Source organism: Bacillus sp. 22483 (assembly GCF_052044605.1).
Taxonomy (GTDB): domain Bacteria; phylum Bacillota; class Bacilli; order Bacillales; family Bacillaceae; genus Bacillus; species Bacillus altitudinis.
In genome coordinates this window covers 223,533-245,026 of the sequence record NZ_JBQENU010000001.1, presented here as the reverse complement: position 1 = coordinate 245,026, position 21,494 = coordinate 223,533, and the positions used below count along the sequence as shown (strand labels likewise).

Annotated in this window: 22 protein-coding genes; 19 read left to right on the top strand and 3 right to left on the bottom strand. The window is 42.5% G+C overall.

Features of this window, described 5'->3' with window-relative positions; translation table 11 throughout:
• Nucleotides 1–8: 8 nt before the first annotated feature.
• Together ACTJJQ_RS01245 and ACTJJQ_RS01240 are read right to left on the bottom strand one after the other, a co-directional pair.
• Nucleotides 9–626, bottom strand: a complete 618-nt coding sequence (locus tag ACTJJQ_RS01245) for a DUF47 domain-containing protein (RefSeq protein ID WP_017359157.1) — start codon at nt 624–626, stop codon at nt 9–11.
• 206 nt (nt 627–832) lie between these two features.
• A complete protein-coding gene (locus tag ACTJJQ_RS01240; protein WP_035392337.1) occupies nt 833–1,291 on the bottom strand; it encodes an ASCH domain-containing protein in 459 nt (152 codons plus the stop codon).
• 227 nt (nt 1,292–1,518) lie between these two features.
• On the opposite strand from ACTJJQ_RS01240, the gene ggt reads away from it, so the two are divergent.
• The 18 genes from ggt to ACTJJQ_RS01150 all read left to right on the top strand — a co-directional run bounded on the left by ggt (nt 1,519) and on the right by ACTJJQ_RS01150 (nt 18,853).
• A complete protein-coding gene (ggt, locus tag ACTJJQ_RS01235) occupies nt 1,519–3,273 on the top strand; it encodes a gamma-glutamyltransferase (protein ID WP_017359155.1) in 1,755 nt (584 codons plus the stop codon).
• Nucleotides 3,274–3,531: 258 nt separating this feature from the next.
• Nucleotides 3,532–4,563 (top strand): sulfate ABC transporter substrate-binding protein, encoded by a 1,032-nt coding sequence (locus ACTJJQ_RS01230; RefSeq protein ID WP_440599885.1) that lies wholly within the window; start codon nt 3,532–3,534, stop codon nt 4,561–4,563.
• 11 nt (nt 4,564–4,574) lie between these two features.
• Complete coding sequence (gene cysT, locus ACTJJQ_RS01225) at nt 4,575–5,420, top strand: sulfate ABC transporter permease subunit CysT (RefSeq protein ID WP_019743464.1); 846 nt, start codon at nt 4,575–4,577, stop codon at nt 5,418–5,420.
• Nucleotides 5,421–5,425: 5 nt separating this feature from the next.
• Nucleotides 5,426–6,295, top strand: a complete 870-nt coding sequence (cysW, locus tag ACTJJQ_RS01220; RefSeq protein WP_284565006.1) for a sulfate ABC transporter permease subunit CysW — start codon at nt 5,426–5,428, stop codon at nt 6,293–6,295.
• Nucleotides 6,296–6,310: 15 nt separating this feature from the next.
• The gene (locus tag ACTJJQ_RS01215) at nt 6,311–7,042 is read left to right on the top strand and encodes a sulfate/molybdate ABC transporter ATP-binding protein (protein WP_284565007.1); all 732 of its coding nucleotides are present in this window, start codon (nt 6,311–6,313) and stop codon (nt 7,040–7,042) included.
• A gap of 240 nt (nt 7,043–7,282) precedes the next feature.
• The gene (locus ACTJJQ_RS01210; RefSeq protein WP_144684613.1) at nt 7,283–7,750 is read left to right on the top strand and encodes a PTS sugar transporter subunit IIA; all 468 of its coding nucleotides are present in this window, start codon (nt 7,283–7,285) and stop codon (nt 7,748–7,750) included.
• Between the two features lie 50 nt (nt 7,751–7,800).
• Entirely contained in the window at nt 7,801–9,174 is a 1,374-nt protein-coding gene (locus tag ACTJJQ_RS01205; protein ID WP_007498866.1) for a PTS galactitol transporter subunit IIC, read from the top strand.
• A gap of 19 nt (nt 9,175–9,193) precedes the next feature.
• Nucleotides 9,194–9,472, top strand: a complete 279-nt coding sequence (locus tag ACTJJQ_RS01200) for a PTS sugar transporter subunit IIB (protein WP_008346262.1) — start codon at nt 9,194–9,196, stop codon at nt 9,470–9,472.
• A 62-nt stretch (nt 9,473–9,534) separates the two neighbouring features.
• Nucleotides 9,535–9,981, top strand: a complete 447-nt coding sequence (locus ACTJJQ_RS01195; protein ID WP_008346260.1) for a hypothetical protein — start codon at nt 9,535–9,537, stop codon at nt 9,979–9,981.
• Nucleotides 9,978–11,009 carry an alcohol dehydrogenase catalytic domain-containing protein gene (locus tag ACTJJQ_RS01190; RefSeq protein WP_017367078.1) on the top strand — a complete coding sequence of 344 codons (1,032 nt, stop codon included), beginning with the start codon at nt 9,978–9,980 and terminating at the stop codon, nt 11,007–11,009. The genes ACTJJQ_RS01195 and ACTJJQ_RS01190 overlap by 4 nt, the downstream gene beginning before the upstream one ends.
• Before the next feature lie 180 nt (nt 11,010–11,189).
• Nucleotides 11,190–12,173: a pyruvate dehydrogenase (acetyl-transferring) E1 component subunit alpha gene (gene pdhA, locus ACTJJQ_RS01185; protein WP_048001645.1), complete on the top strand. Its 984-nt coding sequence runs from the start codon at nt 11,190–11,192 to the stop codon at nt 12,171–12,173.
• 31 nt (nt 12,174–12,204) lie between these two features.
• Nucleotides 12,205–13,185 (top strand): alpha-ketoacid dehydrogenase subunit beta, encoded by a 981-nt coding sequence (locus tag ACTJJQ_RS01180; protein WP_026050078.1) that lies wholly within the window; start codon nt 12,205–12,207, stop codon nt 13,183–13,185.
• Nucleotides 13,186–13,202: 17 nt separating this feature from the next.
• The gene (locus ACTJJQ_RS01175; RefSeq protein WP_178897143.1) at nt 13,203–14,525 is read left to right on the top strand and encodes a dihydrolipoamide acetyltransferase family protein; all 1,323 of its coding nucleotides are present in this window, start codon (nt 13,203–13,205) and stop codon (nt 14,523–14,525) included.
• A 12-nt stretch (nt 14,526–14,537) separates the two neighbouring features.
• A complete protein-coding gene (gene lpdA, locus ACTJJQ_RS01170) occupies nt 14,538–15,920 on the top strand; it encodes a dihydrolipoyl dehydrogenase (RefSeq protein WP_056407862.1) in 1,383 nt (460 codons plus the stop codon).
• Between the two features lie 31 nt (nt 15,921–15,951).
• Nucleotides 15,952–16,647 (top strand): SDR family NAD(P)-dependent oxidoreductase, encoded by a 696-nt coding sequence (locus ACTJJQ_RS01165; RefSeq protein ID WP_440599884.1) that lies wholly within the window; start codon nt 15,952–15,954, stop codon nt 16,645–16,647.
• On the top strand, nt 16,625–17,410 hold the full coding sequence (locus ACTJJQ_RS01160; RefSeq protein WP_072367659.1) for an SDR family NAD(P)-dependent oxidoreductase: 786 nt from the start codon (nt 16,625–16,627) through the stop codon (nt 17,408–17,410). Before ACTJJQ_RS01165 ends, ACTJJQ_RS01160 begins: the two co-directional genes overlap by 23 nt.
• A 93-nt stretch (nt 17,411–17,503) precedes the next feature.
• Nucleotides 17,504–18,460: a sugar-binding transcriptional regulator gene (locus ACTJJQ_RS01155; protein ID WP_007498849.1), complete on the top strand. Its 957-nt coding sequence runs from the start codon at nt 17,504–17,506 to the stop codon at nt 18,458–18,460.
• 63 nt (nt 18,461–18,523) lie between these two features.
• Nucleotides 18,524–18,853 (top strand): hypothetical protein, encoded by a 330-nt coding sequence (locus ACTJJQ_RS01150; RefSeq protein ID WP_008358910.1) that lies wholly within the window; start codon nt 18,524–18,526, stop codon nt 18,851–18,853.
• Between the two features lie 13 nt (nt 18,854–18,866).
• Here ACTJJQ_RS01150 and ACTJJQ_RS01145 read toward each other — a convergent pair whose 3' ends face one another.
• A complete protein-coding gene (locus ACTJJQ_RS01145) occupies nt 18,867–20,192 on the bottom strand; it encodes an APC family permease (RefSeq protein ID WP_041092308.1) in 1,326 nt (441 codons plus the stop codon).
• A gap of 329 nt (nt 20,193–20,521) precedes the next feature.
• Between ACTJJQ_RS01145 and ACTJJQ_RS01140 the strand changes: the two genes are divergently transcribed.
• On the top strand, nt 20,522–21,472 hold the full coding sequence (locus ACTJJQ_RS01140) for a ring-cleaving dioxygenase (RefSeq protein WP_440599883.1): 951 nt from the start codon (nt 20,522–20,524) through the stop codon (nt 21,470–21,472).
• Nucleotides 21,473–21,494: the final 22 nt, after the last annotated feature.

Sequence of the window (21,494 nt, the reverse complement as noted above, 5' to 3'; positions counted from 1 at the left end):
TAACCCCGTTACGCATTCTTCATAATGATTGTTTCTAGATTGTTGGCAACACTTTGACAGGAATCTGCGATTTCTTCAAGTGTTTCGTAAATTTCTTTGTATTGAATGACCTTAATTGGATCTGTTTCTTTTCCAAACAAGTTCTTTAGTGATTTGCGGTGAAGATTGTCACAATTATGCTCAATCTCTTTAATTTTGATTGCGTGCGGATGAATATCTTTCAAGCGATTATCAGCCAGTAATTCAATAGTCGTTAAAATTTCTTTCGCACATTCTCTGATGTAGTGGCTGAATTTGTCGATATGTTCGTCAGAGCTTGTAATTGAATAAATTTCTAAAGTTGCTGAAAAATGCTCAATTCCGTCTAAAACATCGTCGAGGCTATTCGTCAATTGAAGAATGTCTTCACGTTCAATCGGTGTAATAAAGGCTTTGTTCAGCTCTTTAATCATGGTATGAACATGATTATCACCTTTTGTCTCATATTCCTTCAATGTGTCAGAAAATTCTTTCAGAGTGGTTTGATTTGTTACTTTATAGCTAACAAAATACTCAGCAGTTTCATCTAAATTTTTAGCAATTTCCGTTAACAAGACGGAAAACTTGTCTTTTTTCCTTTTTAACATGTAAAAACCCTCCATTGTATAAATGAGACAATGCACACATCAAATAATTATATATTCTTTTGTCGAAAAAAAACAGGTGTAGTCGAAAATTTCTTCACTTTTTCTATTTGATCTTATTCTGACCTAAAGATGTGATCTCAACTCACCTTTTTCAGAAAGGGGAAAAGAAAGCAAAAAAGCGGACCATTTTTGGCACCGCTTAAACGTTAAGAAGCTGAATAAACAAGCTTAAACCGCTCACAAACAAGAAGCATATCTTCCTTAAATGTTAATCCGTACGGCTTAAGGGCTTCTGTGAAAAATTCTTCATGTTCTTTGTACCAATAGTCATATGAAAGATCGCCTTCACCTTCTGCTTTTGCAAATGATTCAGGAACCTCATTCATTGGCATGATATCTACTTGTGTGATCTCTATGATGGCTTTTGGTTCCTCCCTGCTGTCCAAAATGACCGCATATTGACCGGGTTTTGGAAGAGGCTCTTGTTCTTTTTCGTAAAAAAGGTATCCAGAACAAGTGGCTGTTTTTTTCCCTTGTTGTACAAGGTCAAGCAAGTGATCTGGATCTGCGCCAAATGCCCAAGCAGAAACAGAGGCGTGATCAGGAGTTTTTTCTGATTTTTCCTCCCAATAAGATTCCCAAAATAAAGTGCTTTTGTGGTTCATCCTTTTTCCCCCTTTGTTATGAGATTATTATATCGTGAAGTTTCAAACTTGGAAATCATATGTCTTTATTACTACGAACTGTGCATGTCATATGTTTTGAAAACATGCGTTTTGTTTGGCAGATATAGGATGATAGAATGAAAAATTTTGAAATTTTAGAATAATCTATTGTATTCTGGTCAAGAAGTCGGTAAGGTCAAAGTAAGAATATGGAAGGGGTGTTGTTCATGAAACGCATTTCTCTAACTGTTTTGTCCATATGTCTGTTTGTTTTCTCGTTTTTCCTGCCGGTCAGCCAAGTCACTGCAAACGAAACTCATGGGAATAAAGTAGCTGTTGGCAAAGATGGTATGGTGGCTACTGCACATCCGCTTGCATCAGAGATTGGTGCTGACGTATTGAAAAAAGGTGGGAACGCAGTGGATGCTGCTGTTGCCATTCAGTACGCACTTAACGTAACAGAGCCAATGATGTCTGGAATTGGCGGTGGCGGATTTATGATGGTTTATGATGGGAAAACAAAGGAAACATCCATCATCAATAGCAGAGAGCGAGCACCACAGGGCGCAACACCTGACATGTTTTTAACAGATGATGGAAAAGTGATTCCGTTTGCTGAGCGATCTACACATGGAAATGCGGTAGGTGTTCCAGGGACTGTAAAAGGTCTTGAAGCTGCATTAGATAAGTGGGGTACTCGTTCTATGAAGGAATTGATTGAGCCCTCCATTCAACTTGCAGAAGATGGTTTTGAAATTGATTCTGTCTTGGCAAAAGCGATTGATGATCATCAAGGAAAATTGAAAAAAACGGCCGCAGCGCCAATTTTTCTTCCAAATGATCAGCCGCTCGAAGAAGGAGATCTGCTTGTACAGCCAGGTCTTGCAAAAACATTTAAACTCATTGCGAAAAAAGGAAGCAAAGCATTTTATGAAGGAAAAGTAGCAAAGGCACTTGCAAATACAGTTCAAGATTTTGGCGGGACGATGACTTCAAAAGATATCAAACGTTATGAAGTCAAGACTGACAAGCCAATCTGGGGAGACTATAAAGGATATCAGCTTGCAAGCATGCCTCCACCAAGCTCAGGCGGGGTGTTTATGCTACAAATTCTCAAAATACTTGACCATTTTAACCTGTCTCAGTATGACCCCAAATCATTCGAAAAATATCAGCTGCTTGCTGAAACAATGCACCTCTCCTATGCTGACAGAGCCGCATATGCCGGCGACCCCGAATTCGTAGATGTTCCACTAAAAGGACTACTAGACGATGATTACATTTCAGAAAGAGCCTCTCTCATTCAATTAGATCAAATGAATCGCAGCCCGAAAGAAGGAGATCCTTGGGCATATGAGGATGAAAAAAATCCATCCCCAATTGTTCCTCAGCCAGAAGATAAAACCATTGGTGAGACGACCCATTTTACTGTTGCAGATCAGTGGGGAAATGTTGTGTCATTTACAACGACCATTGAACAATTATTTGGTACAGGGATTCTTGTTCCAGAGTATGGATTTTTCTTAAATAATGAACTGACTGATTTTGATGCAAGACCTGGCGGGGCAAATGAAGTCCAGCCCAATAAACGTCCGTTATCAAGCATGACCCCGACGATCATTTTTAAAGATGGAGAGCCTGTCATGACTGTTGGGTCTCCTGGTGGAACGACGATCATTGCTTCTGTTTCACAGACGATTCTCAATTTACTTGAATATGACATGGAGCTTCAGGATGCAGTAGAAGAGCCAAGAATCTACACAAACAGCTTAACTTCGTATCGTTATGAAGTAGGTGTTCCTCTAGATGTAAGAACAAAGTTAAATGATATGGGTCACCAGTTTGGCAGTTCGCCTATTGATATAGGGAATGTGCAAGCTTTACTGATTGATCGAAAAGCAGGGACATTTACTGGAGTAGCTGATTCAACGAGAAATGGAACTGCTGTTGGTGTCAATCTAAAGGTAGCTGCAGATCAATAGCATTTCCCGGGAAAAGAAGCGCCTCATCAAGAAGGCGTTTCTTTTTTTCATTAAAATAAAAACACAGTTGACACCTGTGAATAGTTTGAATAATATATAGACTAACATCAATCATACATAGCTGATCGGACAACCGAAGGCTCTTGGCATTGACGTACAGGACTTTTTTGTACTTCAATCGCTGAGGGCCTTTTTTGCGTATAGAACTGAAAACGGCAAGGTTGGTGTCACTATTCAATGTGAAAGGGAGCGGATAACGTGAAAAAATGGATATGGATTTCTATTGCGATCACACTTTTCATCATCACAAGTGCTGCATGCTCAAATGCGAATGAAGCCTCAAATCAAAAGGGAAAGGTTGAGCTGTTGAATGTGTCATACGATCCTACCCGTGAATTGTATCAGGAATACAATCAAGCCTTTCAGACTTATTGGAAAGAAAAAACCGGTGAAGATGTGACAATCCAGCAGTCTCATGGAGGGTCAGGTAAGCAGGGGAGATCGATTATTGATGGACTCGAAGCAGACGTGGCTACACTTGCTCTTGGGTACGACATTGATGCCATTGCAGATCGAGGGCTACTTTCAAAGGATTGGCAAAAAGAATTTCCGAATCAGTCCACACCTTATACGTCTACTATTGTGTTTCTTGTGAAGAAAGGGAACCCAAAAAAGATTAAAGACTGGGATGACCTGATTCAGCCAGGTGTATCTATCATCACACCAAATCCAAAAACGTCAGGCGGTGCAAGATGGAATTATTTAGCCGCATGGGCATATGCCGATAAAACCTTTCATGGGGATGAAGAAAAAACGAAGGATTTTGTGAAAAAGTTATATGAGCATGTCGAGGTGCTCGATTCAGGTGCTCGTGGCGCCACAACAACTTTTGTCGAGCGCGGTCTTGGTGACGTGTTAATTGCTTGGGAAAATGAAGCCTATTTGACACTGCATGAATTAGGCAAAGACAAATTTGAGATTGTCAGTCCTTCCATTAGTATTCTAGCAGAGCCGCCCGTTGCCGTTGTCGACCAAAATGTGAAACGAAAAGGAACAGAGAAAGTGGCAAAGGCTTATTTAGATTATTTGTATTCTAAAAAAGGACAGGAAATTGCGGCGAAAAACTATTATCGACCAAGAAATCAAGAAGTGCTAAACAAATATAAAGATCAATTTAAAGAGATTGATATGGTGACCATTGATCAGGCATTTGGCGGATGGCGAAAGGCGCAGAAAAGATTTTTTGATGATGGCGGATTATTTGATCAACTATATAGCGGACAAAAATAGGGGGCGACGTGATGAAGAAAGGCTATGCTGCCGCCAATAAAAGAAAACGTGTATTGCCTGGATTCGGGCTGAGTCTCGGAGTGACACTTGTTTATGTCAGTGCGATTGTCGTGATTCCTTTATCTATGGTATTTATTTGGACGGCTTCATTAGGAGCAGAAGGAATTTGGAATGTCTTTAGTGATGCGCGGGTGCTAAAGTCGCTGCAGCTTACAGTTACGACTTCTTTTGCAGCTGCACTCATCAATGCAGGTTTCGGTGTACTGATCGCATGGGTTCTCACGCGGTACTCGTTTCCAGGAAAGAACATCCTGGATGCCCTCATCGATTTGCCGTTTGCTCTTCCAACGGCAGTGGCTGGCATCGCTTTGACGACTCTTTATTCTCCGAATGGGTGGATTGGGCAATTTTTGCATGTGAAGGTGGCTTACACCCCGCTCGGGATTATTTTGGCACTGATTTTTATTGGCATTCCATTTGTCATAAGAACGGTTCAACCGGTCATTGAGGGGCTTGAGCAGGAAGTGGAAGAGGCCGCAGCTATACTTGGTGCTACAAGAAAACAGACCTTTTTTCATGTACTGCTGCCTGCCTTGTTTCCAGCGGTGATGACTGGATTTTCTCTTGCATTTGCAAGAGCACTAGGTGAATATGGCTCCGTTGTGTTTATAGCGGGAAATATCCCGTTTAAAACAGAGATTACACCACTGATGATCATGTCTAAGCTTGAGCAGTATGATTATCAAGGTGCCGCAGCCATTGCCTGTTTCATGCTGCTCTTATCATTTGTCATTTTGTTATTAATTCACGGATTGCAGTGGTTTGTCGAGCGTAAAAAACAAGTGGAAGTGAGGTGAGATGATTGGAAAGGGAGCTTCTTAAAGAGCACCGCATCAAGTACAGGAGTCCTGTGACGGAATCAAAAGCGGTGAAGCGTATGTTAATTAGTGTGGTGTATGCTTTTTTGATTTTGTTTTTACTCATGCCGTTGATTGCTGTATTTTCAAAGGCTTTTGAGAAAGGATGGAGTTCTTATTTTCTTGCCATCTCACATCCAGACACGCTTGCGGCAATTAAATTGACTGTTTTCATTGTGATGATCACATTGCCGCTTCAAATGATATTTGGGGTCAGTGCTGCTTGGCTCATCACAAAATTTCATTTCCCGGGAAAACGTTTGTTAACGACTGTCATTGATCTTCCGTTTGCGGTGTCACCTGTCATTGCAGGACTTGTATTTGTACTTTTATTTGGTTCAAATGGACTTTTAGGACCGTGGCTTTTAGCAAATGGATGGAAAGTGATTTACTCTGTACCGGGGATGATTCTTGCGACCATCTTTGTGACATTTCCTTTTGTTGCGAGAGAGTTAATTCCGTTTATGCAAAATGAAGGCATTCATGAGGAAGAAGCATCGCTTACGCTTGGTGCCAGTGGGTGGCAGACCTTTTTCCTTGTGACACTTCCAAATATAAAATGGGCCCTTTTTTACGGCGCCATTTTAGCAGGGGCTAGGGCAATTGGTGAATTTGGTGCAGTGTCGGTTGTATCAGGTCATATCCGCGGAATGACGAATACGATGCCACTTCATATAGAAATTCTATACAACGAGTATCAATTCCAAGCGGCTTTTGCCGTGGCCTCTCTCATGGCGTTTGTTGCGGTCATCACATTAATCATCAAGCAGATCATTCAGCAGAGAGATCACAGGCTTGGCAAGCGTTCAAAATAAATGGAGGGATCAGCCTTGGGGATTACAGCGAAACAAATATCAAAGCAATTTGGGCAGACGAAGGTTTTGCAAAACGTGGATTTGACGATCGGAAATGGGGAATTAATATCCTTACTAGGACCATCTGGATCAGGTAAGACGACTTTATTAAGAATTATTGCAGGGCTTGATGATGCGAATGCAGGACAGATCTTATTTGGAGAACAGGATTATACTCACATCCCAGTGCGAAAACGGAAAATTGGTTTTGTCTTTCAGCAATATGCGCTTTTTCGAAATATGACGGTATTTGATAATGTGGCTTTTGGATTGAAGATGAAACCTAGAGGAGAAAGGCTGCCTAAAAAAGACATCAAAGAGCGGGTGCATGAGCTGCTGAAAGTCGTTCAATTAACGCAGTATGCTCACCGTTATCCAGAGCAGCTGTCAGGTGGACAAAAGCAGCGTGTAGCACTTGCACGTGCGCTAGCCGTTAAACCGAAAGCTCTTCTCTTAGATGAACCTTTTGGTGCACTAGATTCAAAGGTGAGAAAAGAATTAAGACATTGGCTGAAAAAAGTTCATCAAGAATTTCAAATGACGACCATCTTTGTGACGCATGATCAAGAAGAAGCGTTTGATATCGCTGATCGTGTTGTGGTGATGAATGAGGGCAGAATCGAAAAAATCGGCACAAAAAAAGAAATGACAGAGCAGACAGACAACCTTTTTGTAGCTGAATTTTTAGATATAGGAAGCCATATTTAACAAGAAGTTGATGCGATGTAATGAAAGAGATGCGGCAAAAAGCTGCATCTTTTTTTATAAAAATTTTCCTAGGAACATTGACTTATAATTTCGAATATTATAATATCTTTACAAAGGTAACAGCATTGAACATTTTATAAAACATCTATTTGTAAGCGCTTCACAAAAGGTTCTATTTTAAAATGTTCATTCTTTTTGTTACATGTGTTCATATTTATACCAAATGAAAGGGGTGGTTGTTTGAACAGCTTGTTTGAGTTAGATCAACAGCTGATTGAGCTGCAATACGAAGCATCTTCAAGTGAGGAGGTGACTGCCTATTTAGCAGAAAGGTTAGAAACTGGAGGGTATATCAAATCGAGCTTTTTACCAGCAGTGCTTGAAAGAGAAAAAATATATCCGACCGGTCTTCCTCTTGCGACCTTTGGGGTAGCCATTCCCCATACAGATCCTGAACATGTAAACAAACCGGCGATCAGTGTAGCGACATTAAAGGAACCTGTTATTTTTCATAAGATGGGAAGCCCTCATGAGACAGTTCAAGCCAAAATTGTGTTCGTTCTGGCAATCTCTGAACCTAGTAAACAGCTCGTGATGTTAGAGAAACTGATGACGCTTTTCAGAAAAGAAGAAGTAATGACAAGTTTATCTCACATGACATCGTATGAAGAAGCAGTTGATGTACTTCAAAAAGAATTAAACCAATAGCTATTCACGACATAATGTAAGCGCTTTATTTAAAATCAGGAGGTGGATGTATGATCAAGCAAGCCGTCGATTTCATCTTAGACTTAGGGCCAACAATTATGCTCCCAATTATTATGACGTTATTCGGTATGATTTTAAGGCAAGGATTTAAAAAATCCTTCCGTGCAGGTATTACCATCGGAATTGGATTTGTCGGGGTCAATCTGGTCATTAATTTACTCGTAAGCGGTCTTGGACCAGCAGCCAAAGCCATGGTCAATTCTCTTGGATTAAAGCTTGATATTTTAGATGTCGGCTGGCCGATTGGAGCCGCCATTTCATTTGGTACACCTGTTGCCCCTTTGATGATTCCTCTTGTGCTCTTGTTAAATGTCATTTTGCTGTCTGTTAACTTTACGAAAACATTGAATGTGGATATTTGGAATTTCTGGCATTTGATTTTCGCTGCCTCTGTTACTTACTACGCTTATCATAATATGTTCTTAGCTCTTGCCGTTGGTTTAATCGTTTCTGCGATTACACTAAAACTCGCCGATTGGACGGCACCGACGATTGAACACCATTTCGGATTAAAAGGCGTATCGATGGCTCATGCTGAAACGGTCAACTTCGCTCCGCTCATGTATGCGTCAAACCGCGTGATTGATAAAATCCCTGGTCTAAACAAAATTCATGCGGATCCAGAAACTTTGAAAAAACGTTTTGGCATCTTTGGTGAACCGCTTGTGATGGGTCTTATACTTGGTATCATTATTGGTCTTCTTGGGGGCTATGATGCAAAAGGTGTCATGACCCTTGGAATTCAAATGGCTGCAGTGCTTGTGTTAATGCCAAGAATGGTTGCTTTATTAATGGAAGGACTTATTCCAATCTCTGAGGGTGCTCGTTCTTATATTCAAAAGCGTTTCCCTGGAAAAAATGTCTATATTGGTTTGGATACAGCGATTGTCATTGGTCATCCAGCGAATATGGCTGTAGCCCTTTTGATGGTGCCAATCACCATTTTGCTCGCTGTCGTTCTTCCTTACAATGGTATGCTGCCGTTTGCAGACTTATCGGTTCTGCCATTTACAGTAGTATGGGCAGTAGCAGCCGCTCGTGGGAATATTATTCGCGGCCTCATTAACAGTATTTTTACCTTAATGATTGTCTTCTTCATTGCAACGAACCTTGCACCACTCGCCACAACAATGGGGAAAGCAGTTGGTTTCGACTTCCCAGAAGGGGCAAATATGATCTCTGGTATCGATCTTGGTTCACACGTCATTCCTTGGATCATGGTGAGACTTCTTGATCCGAGCAATCCTTACTTCATTGCAGCGATTGTCTGTGCACTGGCATATGCGCTTCTTTGGTACTGGGTGCGAAATGATATTAAAAAGCAGTATGCAAAAGAAATGGGCTTAGATCAGAAAGATCAATAAACGACCTGGAGGGATTCTCATGGCAAAAAAAATATTAGTATCTTGCGGAACGGCAGTTGCAACGTCAACGGTTGTGGCAAAAAAGGTAGAAGAGACATTAAAGGAAAAAGGATACGATGTCATCGTTGAACAGTGTAAGGCATCTGAGGTTCCGCAGAAAGCGGAGGGTGCTGATTTAATTGTGACGACAACGCCTGTTAGTGATACAAAAGGAACGCCTGTGATTCAAACGTTATCTTTTTTAACGGGATTTGGCATTGAAGAAGATATTGAAAAAATTATCGATCATATTAAGTGAACGATGATTGCGTGGAGGAGCTGCGAAAGCTCCTTCCATGTCATTTGAAAGGAGGAGCTCTCATGCAGCAGCATGCTTATAGCCGAACGTCTGCCATGTTTTCTATTTTCCTTCCGGCTTTGTTAATATGTGTGTTTTTTCTCTGGTCTCTTTATACGTTGATGTCGGCAGGACCTGAGCCATTAGCTGTGTTAGGTGTCTATACGCTGCCTATCCTTATGCTTTCTAGCATCACTGGCCTGAATCAGCCAACGAATATCATGATTAGTGAAGATGAGCTGAAAATAGGTGCGTTTGGCAGGTGGCACACATATGCCGTGTCCGATATTAAAGGAAAATTGTTTTTAAAACCATATCCTCATATCGGGAAAGTATATGTCAGAGTGGGACCTGCGCGAATATTTGGCGGACGCTACTGGATTTCAAGTGAGATGAGTGAGTACAAGCAGCTCGTTCAATCCTTGCAGAGTCTTGCGACATGTGATGAAAAGGAGGATGCGGCTAAATGAAATCAGCTGTCTTTTATTCTTCAGAAGACATTCGTTACGAGGAGCGGAAGCGGCCAGCCATTGGTGATGATGAAGTATTATTAAAAATGCGTGCCTGCGGGTTATGCGGGACGGATATTTATAAAGCGACACATGAGACGGTACCTCCTGGCACAGTGCTAGGGCATGAAATCGCAGGTGACATTATCGAAACAGGCCGTCACGTCACACATGTTCAAACGGGAGACAGGGTGTATGTAGCGCATCATGTCCCTTGTTTCACTTGTGACTTTTGTCAAAGAGGATTTTATACAATGTGCCCGCAATTTGCAGCCACAAATGTAGAGCCGGGCGGTTTTTCGGAATATATTCGTGTTCCTGCTTTACATGTGAAGCATACAATGGGCAAGCTCCCACATGACGTCTCATATGAACAAGGAGCGATGGTCGAACCGGTTGCCTGCTGTCTTCACGGCTTTGAAAGGGCGCCCGTTCATCCTGGAGATTCGGTCTTGATTCTTGGAGCGGGGCAAATTGGCTGCATTCAATTACAGCTTGCCAAATATTATTTGGCTGGAAAAGTGATGATCACAGACGTAAATGAGAACAGGCTCCTTCAAGCAAGAAATCTTGGGGCGGACGTCGCTTTTCATCCAGCATCTGAGCCAGTAGAAAACCGCGTCATGAAAGAAACAGATGGAAAGGGAGCGGACCTTGTCATTATTTCTGTGGGGAGCAGTGCGCTTTTAAAAGAAGCATTTCAAGCTGTTGCAAGAGGCGGAACGATTTTGGTCTTTGCTCACTTTCCGAAAGGGGATGTCTCCATTCCAGCAGAACGTTTTTTCCATGATGAAGTAAAAGTAGTCGGAGCTTATTCCTCGCATCCATACCATTATCGTGAAGCGCTAGAGCTCTTAAAAGCAAAGGTCGTTCATACAGAAAAAATGGTGACGCATCGATATCCATTAAGTCAGCTTCGTCAGGCGATAGAATGCGCTAGGCATCCAGAAGGTGAAAGCGTCAAAATCATGATGTATCCAGATGAATGAGAATGTACGAGATGGAGAGAAAGAGAAGGTCTTTGGAAAAGGGCTTTGCCTTTCTCTTTTTTTCTGAAAAAAGATGAAAACGCTTAAAAAATAAACGGAAATACTTGACTTCAATGAGAGTTAAACGTATGATAATTACAAATGTAACACATAAGAACAAATGTAAAGGGGAGAGAAGAAATGCAAAAACAAATCACTTTGCCTGAACAGATTAGTCATGAGAAATTAGCAGATTTATATAAACAAATGTGGTTAGTAAGATATTTTGATGAAAAGGTCGATCAATTCTTTGCTAAAGGATTAATCCATGGAACGACCCATTTATGTGTTGGACAGGAAGCATCGGCTGTTGGATCTATTGCTGTGTTAAAGGATGAAGATAAGATTGTTAGTACACACCGCGGACATGGTCACTGTATTGCAAAAGGTGCAGAGGTCAATAAAATGATGGCTGAACTGTTCGGACGTGAAACAGGTTACTGCAAAGGAAAAGGCGGTTCCATGCATATTGCCGACTTAGAAAAAGGAAACCTTGGGGCAAATGGGATTGTTGGCGGCGGTATTCCGCTTGCAACAGGTGCGGCGCTCACGTCCAAGATGAAAAAGGAAGGCTTTGTGGTCCTTTGTTTCTTCGGAGACGGTGCCACAAATGAAGGCAGCTTCCATGAAGCGCTGAATCTTGCTTCCATTTGGGATTTACCTGTTGTGTTTATTTGTGAAAACAACCAATACGGCATGTCTGGTCCTGTGAAAGAAATGATCAACATTGAAGACATCTCAACAAGAGCAGAAAGCTATGGAATCCCAGGAAAATCGATTGATGGAAATGACATGGTTGAGATTATGAACACAGTAGATGAAGCGGTCAGCCGTGCAAGAGCTGGAGAAGGGCCATCACTCATTGAAATGAAAACGTATCGCTGGAAGGGTCACTCTAAGAGTGATGCGAAAAAATACCGTACACGTGAAGAAGAGACAGAATGGAGACAAAAAGACGGAATTAAACGCTTTAAGTCACTCTTAATGGAGCTAGATGTTCTGACAGAAGAGCAGGCTGCTCGTTTACAAGAAGAAGCGAAGCAAGAGATCGAGGCATCTGTTGAATTTGCGAAAAATAGTAAAGAACCATCAATTGACACACTATTAGAGGATGTATACGCCTAATTAGGAGGGGAATCACGTGACAAACACGACAATGAGAGAGATTTCATATTTAGAAGCCGTTCGAGAAGCAATGAGTCAGGAAATGAGAAAAAATCAAGATGTCTTCATTTTAGGTGAAGATATCGGCGTATACGGTGGCGCATTTGGTGTCACGCGCGGGATGATCGAGGAATTCGGTCCAGAACGCGTCCGCAATACGCCGATTTCAGAGGCTGCCATCGCAGGAGGCGCAGTCGGAGCGGCTTTGACAGGGATGCGTCCGATTTTAGAACTACAATTCTCTGACTTTATTACAATTGCAATGGATCAGCTTGTAAACCAAGCAGCGAAAACACGTTACATGTTTGGCGGAAAAGGGAAGGTGCCGCTTGTTGTCAGAACACCAGCAGGTTCTGGGACAGGTGCCGCAGCGCAGCACTCCCAAAGCTTAGAAGCGTGGATGGCTCATATTCCTGGACTAAAGGTGGTTCAGCCTTCAACAGCTTATGATGCAAAAGGACTTTTAAAAGCAGCAATGGATGATGACAACCCTGTCATTTTCTATGAACACAAGCTTTTATATAAAACAATCGGTGAAGTACCAGAAGAGCAGTATTCGATTCCTTTAGGGAAAGCGGATGTGAAGAGAAGCGGAAAGGACGTCACAATTGTCGCAACAGCCATTATGGTGCACAAAGCGCTCGAAGCAGCGAAGGAACTAGAAGCGGAAGGAATCGATGTCGAGATCATTGATCCGAGAACGCTCGTCCCATTAGATGAAGAAACCATTATTGAATCTGTGAAAAAAACAGGCAAATGTATCGTTGTGCATGAGGCAGTGAAACGAGGCGGCTACGGCGGAGAGATTGCCAGTATGATAGCGGAAAGTGAAGCCTTTGACTATTTAGATGCACCTATTAAACGACTTGGCGGTCTTGCCGTCCCAATACCGTACAACCCAACGCTGGAAAAAGCAGTCATTCCACAAGTGCCAGATATTATTGAAGCAGCAAAAGAGCTCGTGCGCTCTTAAGTAAAGGGGAGAAGATCATGCCAAAAGAGATATTTATGCCGAAGCTAAGCAGTACGATGGAGATCGGTACCTTGCTTCAATGGTTTAAAGAAGAAGGAGATTCGGTTGAAATCGGTGAGCCTCTATTTGAGATTATGACAGACAAAATCAATATCGAGGTTGAAGCCTATGATGATGGCGTTTTTCTAAAGAAATATTACGAAGCAGATGATCAGATTCCAGTCAATGCTGTCATTGGATATATCGGAGAGGCAAATGAGCAGGTACCGAGCGAGCCGCCAGCGCAGTCAGATGAAGCATCTTCTGAAGACAGCGGAACGTCATCACCATCTGAACCATCTGTTTCGACTGAAGTTGAACCAGCGGTGGGTGAGAAAGTACGCGCAACACCTGCAGCGAGAAAAACGGCAAAAGATCACCAAGTTGCCATTCACGAAGTATCTGGTACAGGACCAAAAGGCAGAATTCAAAAACGGGATGTCGAAGCGGCCCTTCATACGAACGAGGAAGGCCAGCGCGTATCACCACTTGCAGGAAAAGTGGCTGCTCGTGAAGGAATCGACTTAGCGAATGTTGCTGGTTCTGGCGCTCACGGCAAAATCATGAAGAGTGATGTGACAGCAGCAGGCGCACAAAAGGCAGAAGCTGCTCCAGTGAGAACACAAAAACTAGCCGGGATGAGAAAAGTGATCGCAGATCGCATGTCACAAAGTGCCTTTACAGCGCCGCACGTCACATTAACAAGTGAAATTGATATGACAAAAGCAAAAGAAGTGCGCAAACAGCTGCTCCCAGCGATAGAAAAAGAAACAGGCTACAGATTGTCGTTTACAGAAATCATCATCCATGCGGTCAGCAGTGTCCTCACGCGCCATCCGCAAATCAATATGACGTTTGAACAAAATGAGCTCCATTTCCATGAGGATGTGCACATTGGTCTTGCGGTTGCTGTGAAAGACGGCTTAATGGTTCCGGTCATCTCTCATGCAAATCAAAAAGGGCTGAAACAGCTCACAAAAGAAGCAAAAGAAATTGGTCGAAATGCACGCGATCAAAAGCTGCTGCCAGACCAGTTGAAGGGGTCTACATTTACCATTAGTAACTTAGGGATGTATGCCATTGACACGTTTACCCCAATTATTAATCAGCCGGAAGTGGCGATTTTAGGCGTTGGACGCATTCAAGAAAAACCTGTAGTGATCGATGGAGAAATTCAGGTGCGGCCAATGATGGGCGTCAGTTTATCATTTGATCATCGAGTGGTAGATGGTGCACCAGCAGCAGCCTTTTTAACAGACCTTAAAAAAGTGCTTGAACAACCATTTGAATTGCTAATGTAGGAGATGAATCGGATGACAAAAACGTATGATCTGACAGTCATTGGCGGAGGGCCTGGCGGATACACTGCCGCCCTTCAAGCCGCTGAACGTGGACACAAGGTTGCATTGATTGAAGAGGATTTTCTAGGGGGGACTTGTTTAAATCGAGGCTGTATCCCTTCAAAGACACTGCTCAAACATGCAGAAGTCATTGAATCCATTGAGAAAGCAAAAAGCTGGGGAATCGAAACAGGTGAGATGGTTCTTTCCTTCGATAAAATGAGAAAACGTAAAGATGATGTCATCGAAAAACTCAGGGGCGGAATCGCCTTTTTATTAAAGCAAGGAAAGATTGATGTATATAACGGCAGAGGCACAGCTGTGACAAAAAATCGCATTGACATTGAAAAACAAGATGGGTCAGAAACGATTGAAACAAAAGAGCTGATCATTGCCACTGGCTCATCACCTGCTATTCCGCCTATTCCAGGGCTCAAAGAGATTCAATTTGACACAAGTGATACGATCTTTGACATCCCAGATATTCCTGCATCTGTCGTCATTATTGGCGGGGGTGTAATTGGTCTTGAGCTGGCATGCATCTTCCAGAGTCTCCAATCAAAAGTCACCATTATAGAAGCCGCTCCGTCGATTATTCCGCAGGAAGATGAAGAAGCTTCGAAATTACTAGAAAAAGAATTGAAGAAAAAAGGCATCCATATCGCAAAGAAAACGACGGTGACAGAGGTAACAGAAAGCGAAGGAGTCAAAGCGATTCATGCGACAGACGATAAAGGAGAGACGCACATCTTTACGGCTGAAAGACTACTAGTTTGTGTCGGAAGAAGACCAAATGTCTCTGCTGTCAGTCAGCTGGACCTTCAGCTGGATGGTCCTTTTATTAAAGTAAACGACGAGATGAAGACAAGTGCTGAAGGTGTATATGCAATTGGAGATGTAGCCGGCGGATATCAGCTCGCTCATGCGGCGATGGCAGAGGCAGCCGTTGCGGTCAGCAATATATGCGGCGAGCCTGAAAAAATGAATCACGACATCGTTCCTAGATGTATTTATACATTGCCAGAAGTAGCGAGTGTGGGACTGACTGAGAAAGAGGCAAAAGCCAAAGGGCTAAACGTGCGGGCAGAGCGATTTGATTTAGCTGCAAGCGGAAAAGCGTTGGCAGCAGGTGTTCAAACCGGTTTTATTAAACTCGTGTACGATACCGTATATGGTGAAGTCATTGGCGCTACAATGGTTGGTCCGCACGTAACGGAGATGATATCAGAGGCTTCCTCATTTATGTATTTAGAAGGAACAGCGGAAGAGATGGCCAAAATGATTCACCCGCATCCAACCATCTCAGAAGGCTTTTATGAAGCAGCTCTTGATATTGTGAGTAAGCTGAGAAAATAAATGCCAAACAAGGGATAGGGAGGAGATCCGTGTGCACGTCCAGCTTCATCAGAAAGTGGCACTTGTGACAGATAGCACAGATGGATTTGGAGAAGACATCTGCCTAGCTTTGGCCCAGGCAGGTGCACATGTTTTCATACACGCTTTTCGTGATGAATCAAAAGCAAAGTCGATAAGCGAAGACATTGAAAAATTAGGCGGCCAATCGACTGTTGTCATCAATCCGCTTGAGACACCGCGTGATGCTACGCTTATGCTAAGACAAGTCATCGATACATGCGGCAAGCTTGATATTTTAGTCAATCAAGCCGAGCAAAAAGCAGATGAGGAGATTGATGACGTAAGTCCTGAGATATGGGTCGATGAAGTGGAAAGATCCGTAAATACAGTCTTTCTTTCCAGTCAAGCCGCTGTGTGGCATATGGTGGATCAGAAGCAGGGCTGCATCATTAATATTTCCTCATCAGGCAGCATAACAGGTGATGGCGGGATCTCACATGCTACATCAAATAGTATGTTGAATGCCATGACAAAAGGATTAGCGCGCGAATTTAAAGACAAAGGCATCCGGGTATTGGCACTACTTCCGCCGCCTCTCCATTTGCTTCCTGACAAAGAGCAAATCAAGGAGACGGTGGCTCATATGACGGTTTTCTTAAGTACGTCGTACGGTGCATTTACAGATGGAGCAGCGATTATGCTCGATGGGGGTGAGAGCGCTGGCTAATCAACAAAAACCAGTTCTCATCGTAGGTGGCGCCCAAGGAATCGGCAAAGAAATTGCTCAGCGTTTTTTAAAAGAAGGGCATCGTGTAGCTGTGTCAGATATAGATGAACAGGGACTTTCGCTTTTAAAACAACAGCATCCTCAGCTGCTGACGTTCCAAGCTGACGTTTCATCGTGGGAAAGTGTTCAGCAAATGGCGTCAGCAGCTGAAAAAGAGCTGGGTGGCATTGGGCATCTTGTCTATTCAGCAGGAATGACGAAATCCCTTCCTTTTTTAGAGGTTGATTTTTCACTTTGGAAAAAGACACTGGCTGTGAATCTATATGGTCTTTTCTACTGCATCAAAGCATTAGCACCCTATCTATGTGAGCGGAAAGAAGGCAGCGTTGTCATTATTGGATCAGGATCTGCGATAACAGGCTCTGGCGGCGGCATCCAGTATTACGCGTCAAAAGCCGGGGCATTTGGTCTCATGCGTTCGCTTGTAAAGGAATTGGGTTCACATCATGTCCGCATCAATGTCATTGCACCGCGCGTCATTGAATCTCAGATGCTTGATACGCTCTATCCGACTGAGCTTGAGAAAAGTCAGCTTCGATCACTTATTCCTATCGGGAGATTAGGAAAACCAGAAGATATTGCTGGAGTCACTTTATTTCTCGCAAGTGACGAGGGAAGCTATTTGCACGGACAGATACTCTTATTAGATGGCGGGAGAACGTATCAGCCTAAATATAGCGAGGGAAAAAGAGCGGAGAGTTAATCGCTCTTTTTGTCATTTTCATAACAATTGTTCCAATTAGAAACGAATGTTTGGTATACTGGTAATCATAGTATATTAAAAGGATGATGTCACATGCTGAATTGGGAAGAAAGACGACAGCTCGTCAAGGTTGCTCATCTTTATTATACAGACGGGTGGACGCAGCAGGAGATTGCAAAAAAGCTCAATGTCTCAAGACCAGTCATTTCAAAGCTCTTACAAAAAGCAAAAGATGTGGGAATCGTTGAAGTGTACATTAAAGACGAAAGTATTCATACAGTGGAACTTGAAAAGCAGCTCGAAACGACCTTTCAATTAACGGATGCTGTCGTTGTCCCAAGTGTCGGGACAATGTCTGAGATGGTCAAACGGGCAGTCGGTCAAGCGGGCGCCTATTATCTTTCTAAAAACATGAAAGGCGCTGAGAAAATCGGTATTTCATGGGGAACCACACTTGCCGAACTAGTGAAGGAATATCCATTTGAGCGAAGAAACGATGTCAAAGTCATTCCTTTAGAGGGCGGAATGGGCAGGCAGGCAGTCGACATTCACGCGAATCAGCTGGCATATGAGCTGGCAAAGAAGATGAATGGTACGTGCTCTTATTTATATGCACCTGCGATTTTAGAAACAGAAGAATTAAAAGAGCGGCTGATGGCGATGCAGGACATAGAAGCTGTGCTTGAAGAAGGCAGAAATGTTGATATTGCCCTGATCGGTATTGGGAATCCGCATAAAGGCTCTACATTGAAAACAGTCGGTTATTTAAAAGAAGAAGATTTGTCTGGTTTAAGGCAATCAGGAGCTGTTGGTGATATTGGTTTTCGTTTCTTTGACGGGGAAGGGAAACCAGTCCAAGATGAGCTGAACCAAAAGGTGATTGGATTATCGTTAGAACAATTAAAGAGCGTGAAAAAAGTCATCGCAGTTGTGGAAGGAACCCATAAGGCTGAAAGTATTTTAGGGGCCTTAAACGGCGGCTTTATTCAGGTGCTCGTCACCGATGAATTGACTGCGGCAGCTATTTTAAAGGAAGCATCTGTCCAATAAACAGCTGACAGCCATCGTATTGTATAAAAAGAGCAACATCAAACGAGAAAGGAGCTGTGTATCTTGAAGAAAACCGAAATGGAAGCAAACCTACACTGTACTCGGTGCCAAGAAGAGACCCTCCACAGCATCGTTTATGTGAATGATCAGATGAAAAGCGTTGAGTGTACAGAGTGTCATCAGAAGATCAGTGTGCAAGTCGACATCATGAAGGAATTTTACAAAGAAGTATATGAAAAAATTGCCACAAAGCCGAAGCGGATGACGCAGGAGTATAAGGCGAATCTGAATGGATTTATTTCAAGACTCCCCATCCGGGTTTTAAGTAAGCCATACCGGCTGATGAGATATTTAAACGAATCTTATAAGGTCATTAAGCAATATAAAAAATAAAGCAGAGGCTGTCTTAGCGCTCTGCTTTATTTTGTGTTTTTTTCATGTAGTAATAAATCGGCAGTCCGGCAATGCCGATCAGCATGGAGATCAGGCAGCTTTGCCAATCGGTGATCATGGTGCTGATTAAGACAAAGAAAGAGCCGATAATCGCAATGATCGGTGTGAGCGGGTAAAGTGGTACGCTATAAGCGCGCTTCATTCCCCTGTTTTGTTTTCTTAGCTTAAAGACAGCGAAAAAGGCCATCACATAAAAGATGTAAATCATGAAAATCGAAACCTCTGACAGCTTCTCGGGATTACTGACGATCATAAACACAATGGCAATCAAAATCTGTACAAATACAGCGATCCAAGGTGTTTGAAAAGTAGGATGAATGCGTGAAATGGCTTTGGCAAACGGAATTTGTTTTCGTTCTGCCATCGCAAAAATGACACGCGGGAACGAAAGAACCTTTCCATTCAAACAGCCAAAGATACTAATGATGATTCCGATACTAATAATTTTACCGCCAATTGGACCAAAGAGCATTGTAGCAGCTGTGCTTGTTGCATTTTCACCTAGTTGAACGATTTGATCAGCTGGTAACACATGCAAAAGGGCGATGTTAATAAAGAGATAACATGCTGTGACAATTAAAATACCGCCTGCCATCGCACGAGGAAGCAGTTTCTCTGGATTTTTCATTTCACCGCCAAGCGCTGCAAGCAAAATCCAGCCATCATAGGCGAATAATGTTGCCAAAATTGCTGCACCGAAGTTCATTTGTGCGATACTCTCATTGACGGCTGTGAAAATATGTTCATTTCCTTTCCATAAGCCAAACACAATAATTGCTGCAATTGGAACAAGCTTTCCGATCGTGGTCAGTCCTTGGACAAAACCACCGTATTTCGTTCCCATGATGTTGATCACACATAAAAAAAGAACGGTGATAATGCCAATGGTTGTAGCCCATAAAGAAGAAAGAGAAAATAAATTAGCTAATAATGAACCAAAATAAAGACCAAGAGCACCAATAATCGCTGGTCCGTAAATAATAATTTGCACCCAGCCACATAAGTAGCCCCAAAATTCACCGTATACTTCTTCTAGGTAGGCATATAAACCACCAGTACGTGGGATTTGTGTACCAATTTCAGCGACTGTGAGTCCGCCTGCAAGGGTTAAGATCCCGCCTAACAGCCATGCGGATAAGGCGATGCCTGAGCTTCCTGAATAAGAAAGGACGTTGCCAGGCTTCATAAAAACGCCAGATCCAATAATTGTTCCGATGACAAGAGATAGGGCAAAAAATAAGCCGATGTCTTGTTTTAACGCTGGTTGTTCTTTGTTCATTACACACGACCTCCTGCATCACTTTCGTACGTTACTGTGACATGTATTTTGTTCATTGTAATACGATTTTAGGAAAACAAGAATTAAAAAAATTTTCTGATTTTCGTATTTGTATTTAAAAGTGTTCGTTTATTGGAGATATTAGGATGAATGTTATCTTAAAAGCGAACAATATAAGAATATTTTTGATGTAATGTTAATTTAATAGGCGAAAGCCGAACGTCCAATAAAGATGCAGCCGAATGGTTGACTTTTCTTCTAAAATGACCTATTTTATTCATAAGGATATTATCTCGAATTCGAGATATTTTATAATAGGAGTGAACACGATGAAAATAAATGGGATTCACCACGTATCAGCACTAACAGCAAATGCTCAGAAAAACGTTGATTTCTACCGCCAAATCCTTGGCTTAAAACTGGTGAAAAAAACAGTCAATCAAGATGATCCATCGATGTATCATCTATTTTATGGAGATGAGGTCGCCTCACCTGGTACAGAGCTGACGTTTTTTGAAATACCGATGCTCGCCCGCCGGCTGGACGGAACAAATGCGATCTCACGCACAGGTCTGATTGTCACTTCAGAAGAAGCACTCACCTTTTGGGAAAAGCGCTTTGAAGAAAAAGGTGTAAAGAAAGAAACAGCTTCTTTAAGAGGCGGCAGACCTGCCTTGAAATTTACAGATCCAGAAGGACAGCAGCTGTTTTTGACTGTAGAACCAAGCGTGCAAGATGGAGCGAAGCCGCCAGTGCATGATGAGATTCCTGCTGATTTTGCGATCAGAGGTTTGGGACCAGTAGAATTAACAGTCGCAGAAGCAGATAAAACGATCAGTGTGTTAACGAGCATCCTTGGTTTCACAGAAAAAGCACGTGAACAATCAAATGATGGGGAAATCGTGACGATTTTTGAATCAGGACAGGGCGGAGCTGGAACAGAGATTCATGTCATTGAAAAAGTAGAAGGACCTGCTGAGCGATCTGGCAGAGGGAGTGTTCATCACGTAGCCTTTCGTGTAGCGGACGCAGAAGAGCTTGAAAAATGGCATGATAAAATAGCCAAAGCCGGTTTCACCAACTCTGGTGTTGTAGAACGGTTTTATTTTAAAGCCCTATATTTTAGAGAGCCAAACGGCATTTTGTTTGAAATCTCAACAGACGGTCCGGGATTTACAGTGGATGAAAGCGTGGATGAACTTGGTGATCAATTAGCACTTCCACCATTTTTAGAGCACAAACGAGCAGAAATTGAACAAAGATTGGTCCCAATCAAGTGAACATGAAAAAAGCAGCTCAATT

What these genes read in the sequence shown, in the direction of transcription:
- ACTJJQ_RS01190 (WP_017367078.1), top strand. Translation starts at nt 9,978, where the DNA reads ATGAAATCAGCTGTCTTTTATTCTTCAGAAGACATTCGTTACGAGGAG.
- ACTJJQ_RS01145 (WP_041092308.1), bottom strand. Translation starts at nt 20,192, where the DNA reads ATGAACAAAGAACAACCAGCGTTAAAACAAGACATCGGCTTATTTTTT.
- ACTJJQ_RS01140 (WP_440599883.1), top strand. Translation starts at nt 20,522, where the DNA reads ATGAAAATAAATGGGATTCACCACGTATCAGCACTAACAGCAAATGCT.
- lpdA (WP_056407862.1), top strand. Translation starts at nt 14,538, where the DNA reads ATGACAAAAACGTATGATCTGACAGTCATTGGCGGAGGGCCTGGCGGA.
- ACTJJQ_RS01195 (WP_008346260.1), top strand. Translation starts at nt 9,535, where the DNA reads ATGCAGCAGCATGCTTATAGCCGAACGTCTGCCATGTTTTCTATTTTC.
- pdhA (WP_048001645.1), top strand. Translation starts at nt 11,190, where the DNA reads ATGCAAAAACAAATCACTTTGCCTGAACAGATTAGTCATGAGAAATTA.
- ACTJJQ_RS01245 (WP_017359157.1), bottom strand. Translation starts at nt 626, where the DNA reads ATGTTAAAAAGGAAAAAAGACAAGTTTTCCGTCTTGTTAACGGAAATT.
- ACTJJQ_RS01175 (WP_178897143.1), top strand. Translation starts at nt 13,203, where the DNA reads ATGCCAAAAGAGATATTTATGCCGAAGCTAAGCAGTACGATGGAGATC.
- ACTJJQ_RS01240 (WP_035392337.1), bottom strand. Translation starts at nt 1,291, where the DNA reads ATGAACCACAAAAGCACTTTATTTTGGGAATCTTATTGGGAGGAAAAA.
- ACTJJQ_RS01180 (WP_026050078.1), top strand. Translation starts at nt 12,205, where the DNA reads ATGAGAGAGATTTCATATTTAGAAGCCGTTCGAGAAGCAATGAGTCAG.
- ACTJJQ_RS01160 (WP_072367659.1), top strand. Translation starts at nt 16,625, where the DNA reads ATGGGGGTGAGAGCGCTGGCTAATCAACAAAAACCAGTTCTCATCGTA.
- cysT (WP_019743464.1), top strand. Translation starts at nt 4,575, where the DNA reads ATGAAGAAAGGCTATGCTGCCGCCAATAAAAGAAAACGTGTATTGCCT.
- ACTJJQ_RS01155 (WP_007498849.1), top strand. Translation starts at nt 17,504, where the DNA reads ATGCTGAATTGGGAAGAAAGACGACAGCTCGTCAAGGTTGCTCATCTT.
- ACTJJQ_RS01200 (WP_008346262.1), top strand. Translation starts at nt 9,194, where the DNA reads ATGGCAAAAAAAATATTAGTATCTTGCGGAACGGCAGTTGCAACGTCA.
- ACTJJQ_RS01205 (WP_007498866.1), top strand. Translation starts at nt 7,801, where the DNA reads ATGATCAAGCAAGCCGTCGATTTCATCTTAGACTTAGGGCCAACAATT.
- ggt (WP_017359155.1), top strand. Translation starts at nt 1,519, where the DNA reads ATGAAACGCATTTCTCTAACTGTTTTGTCCATATGTCTGTTTGTTTTC.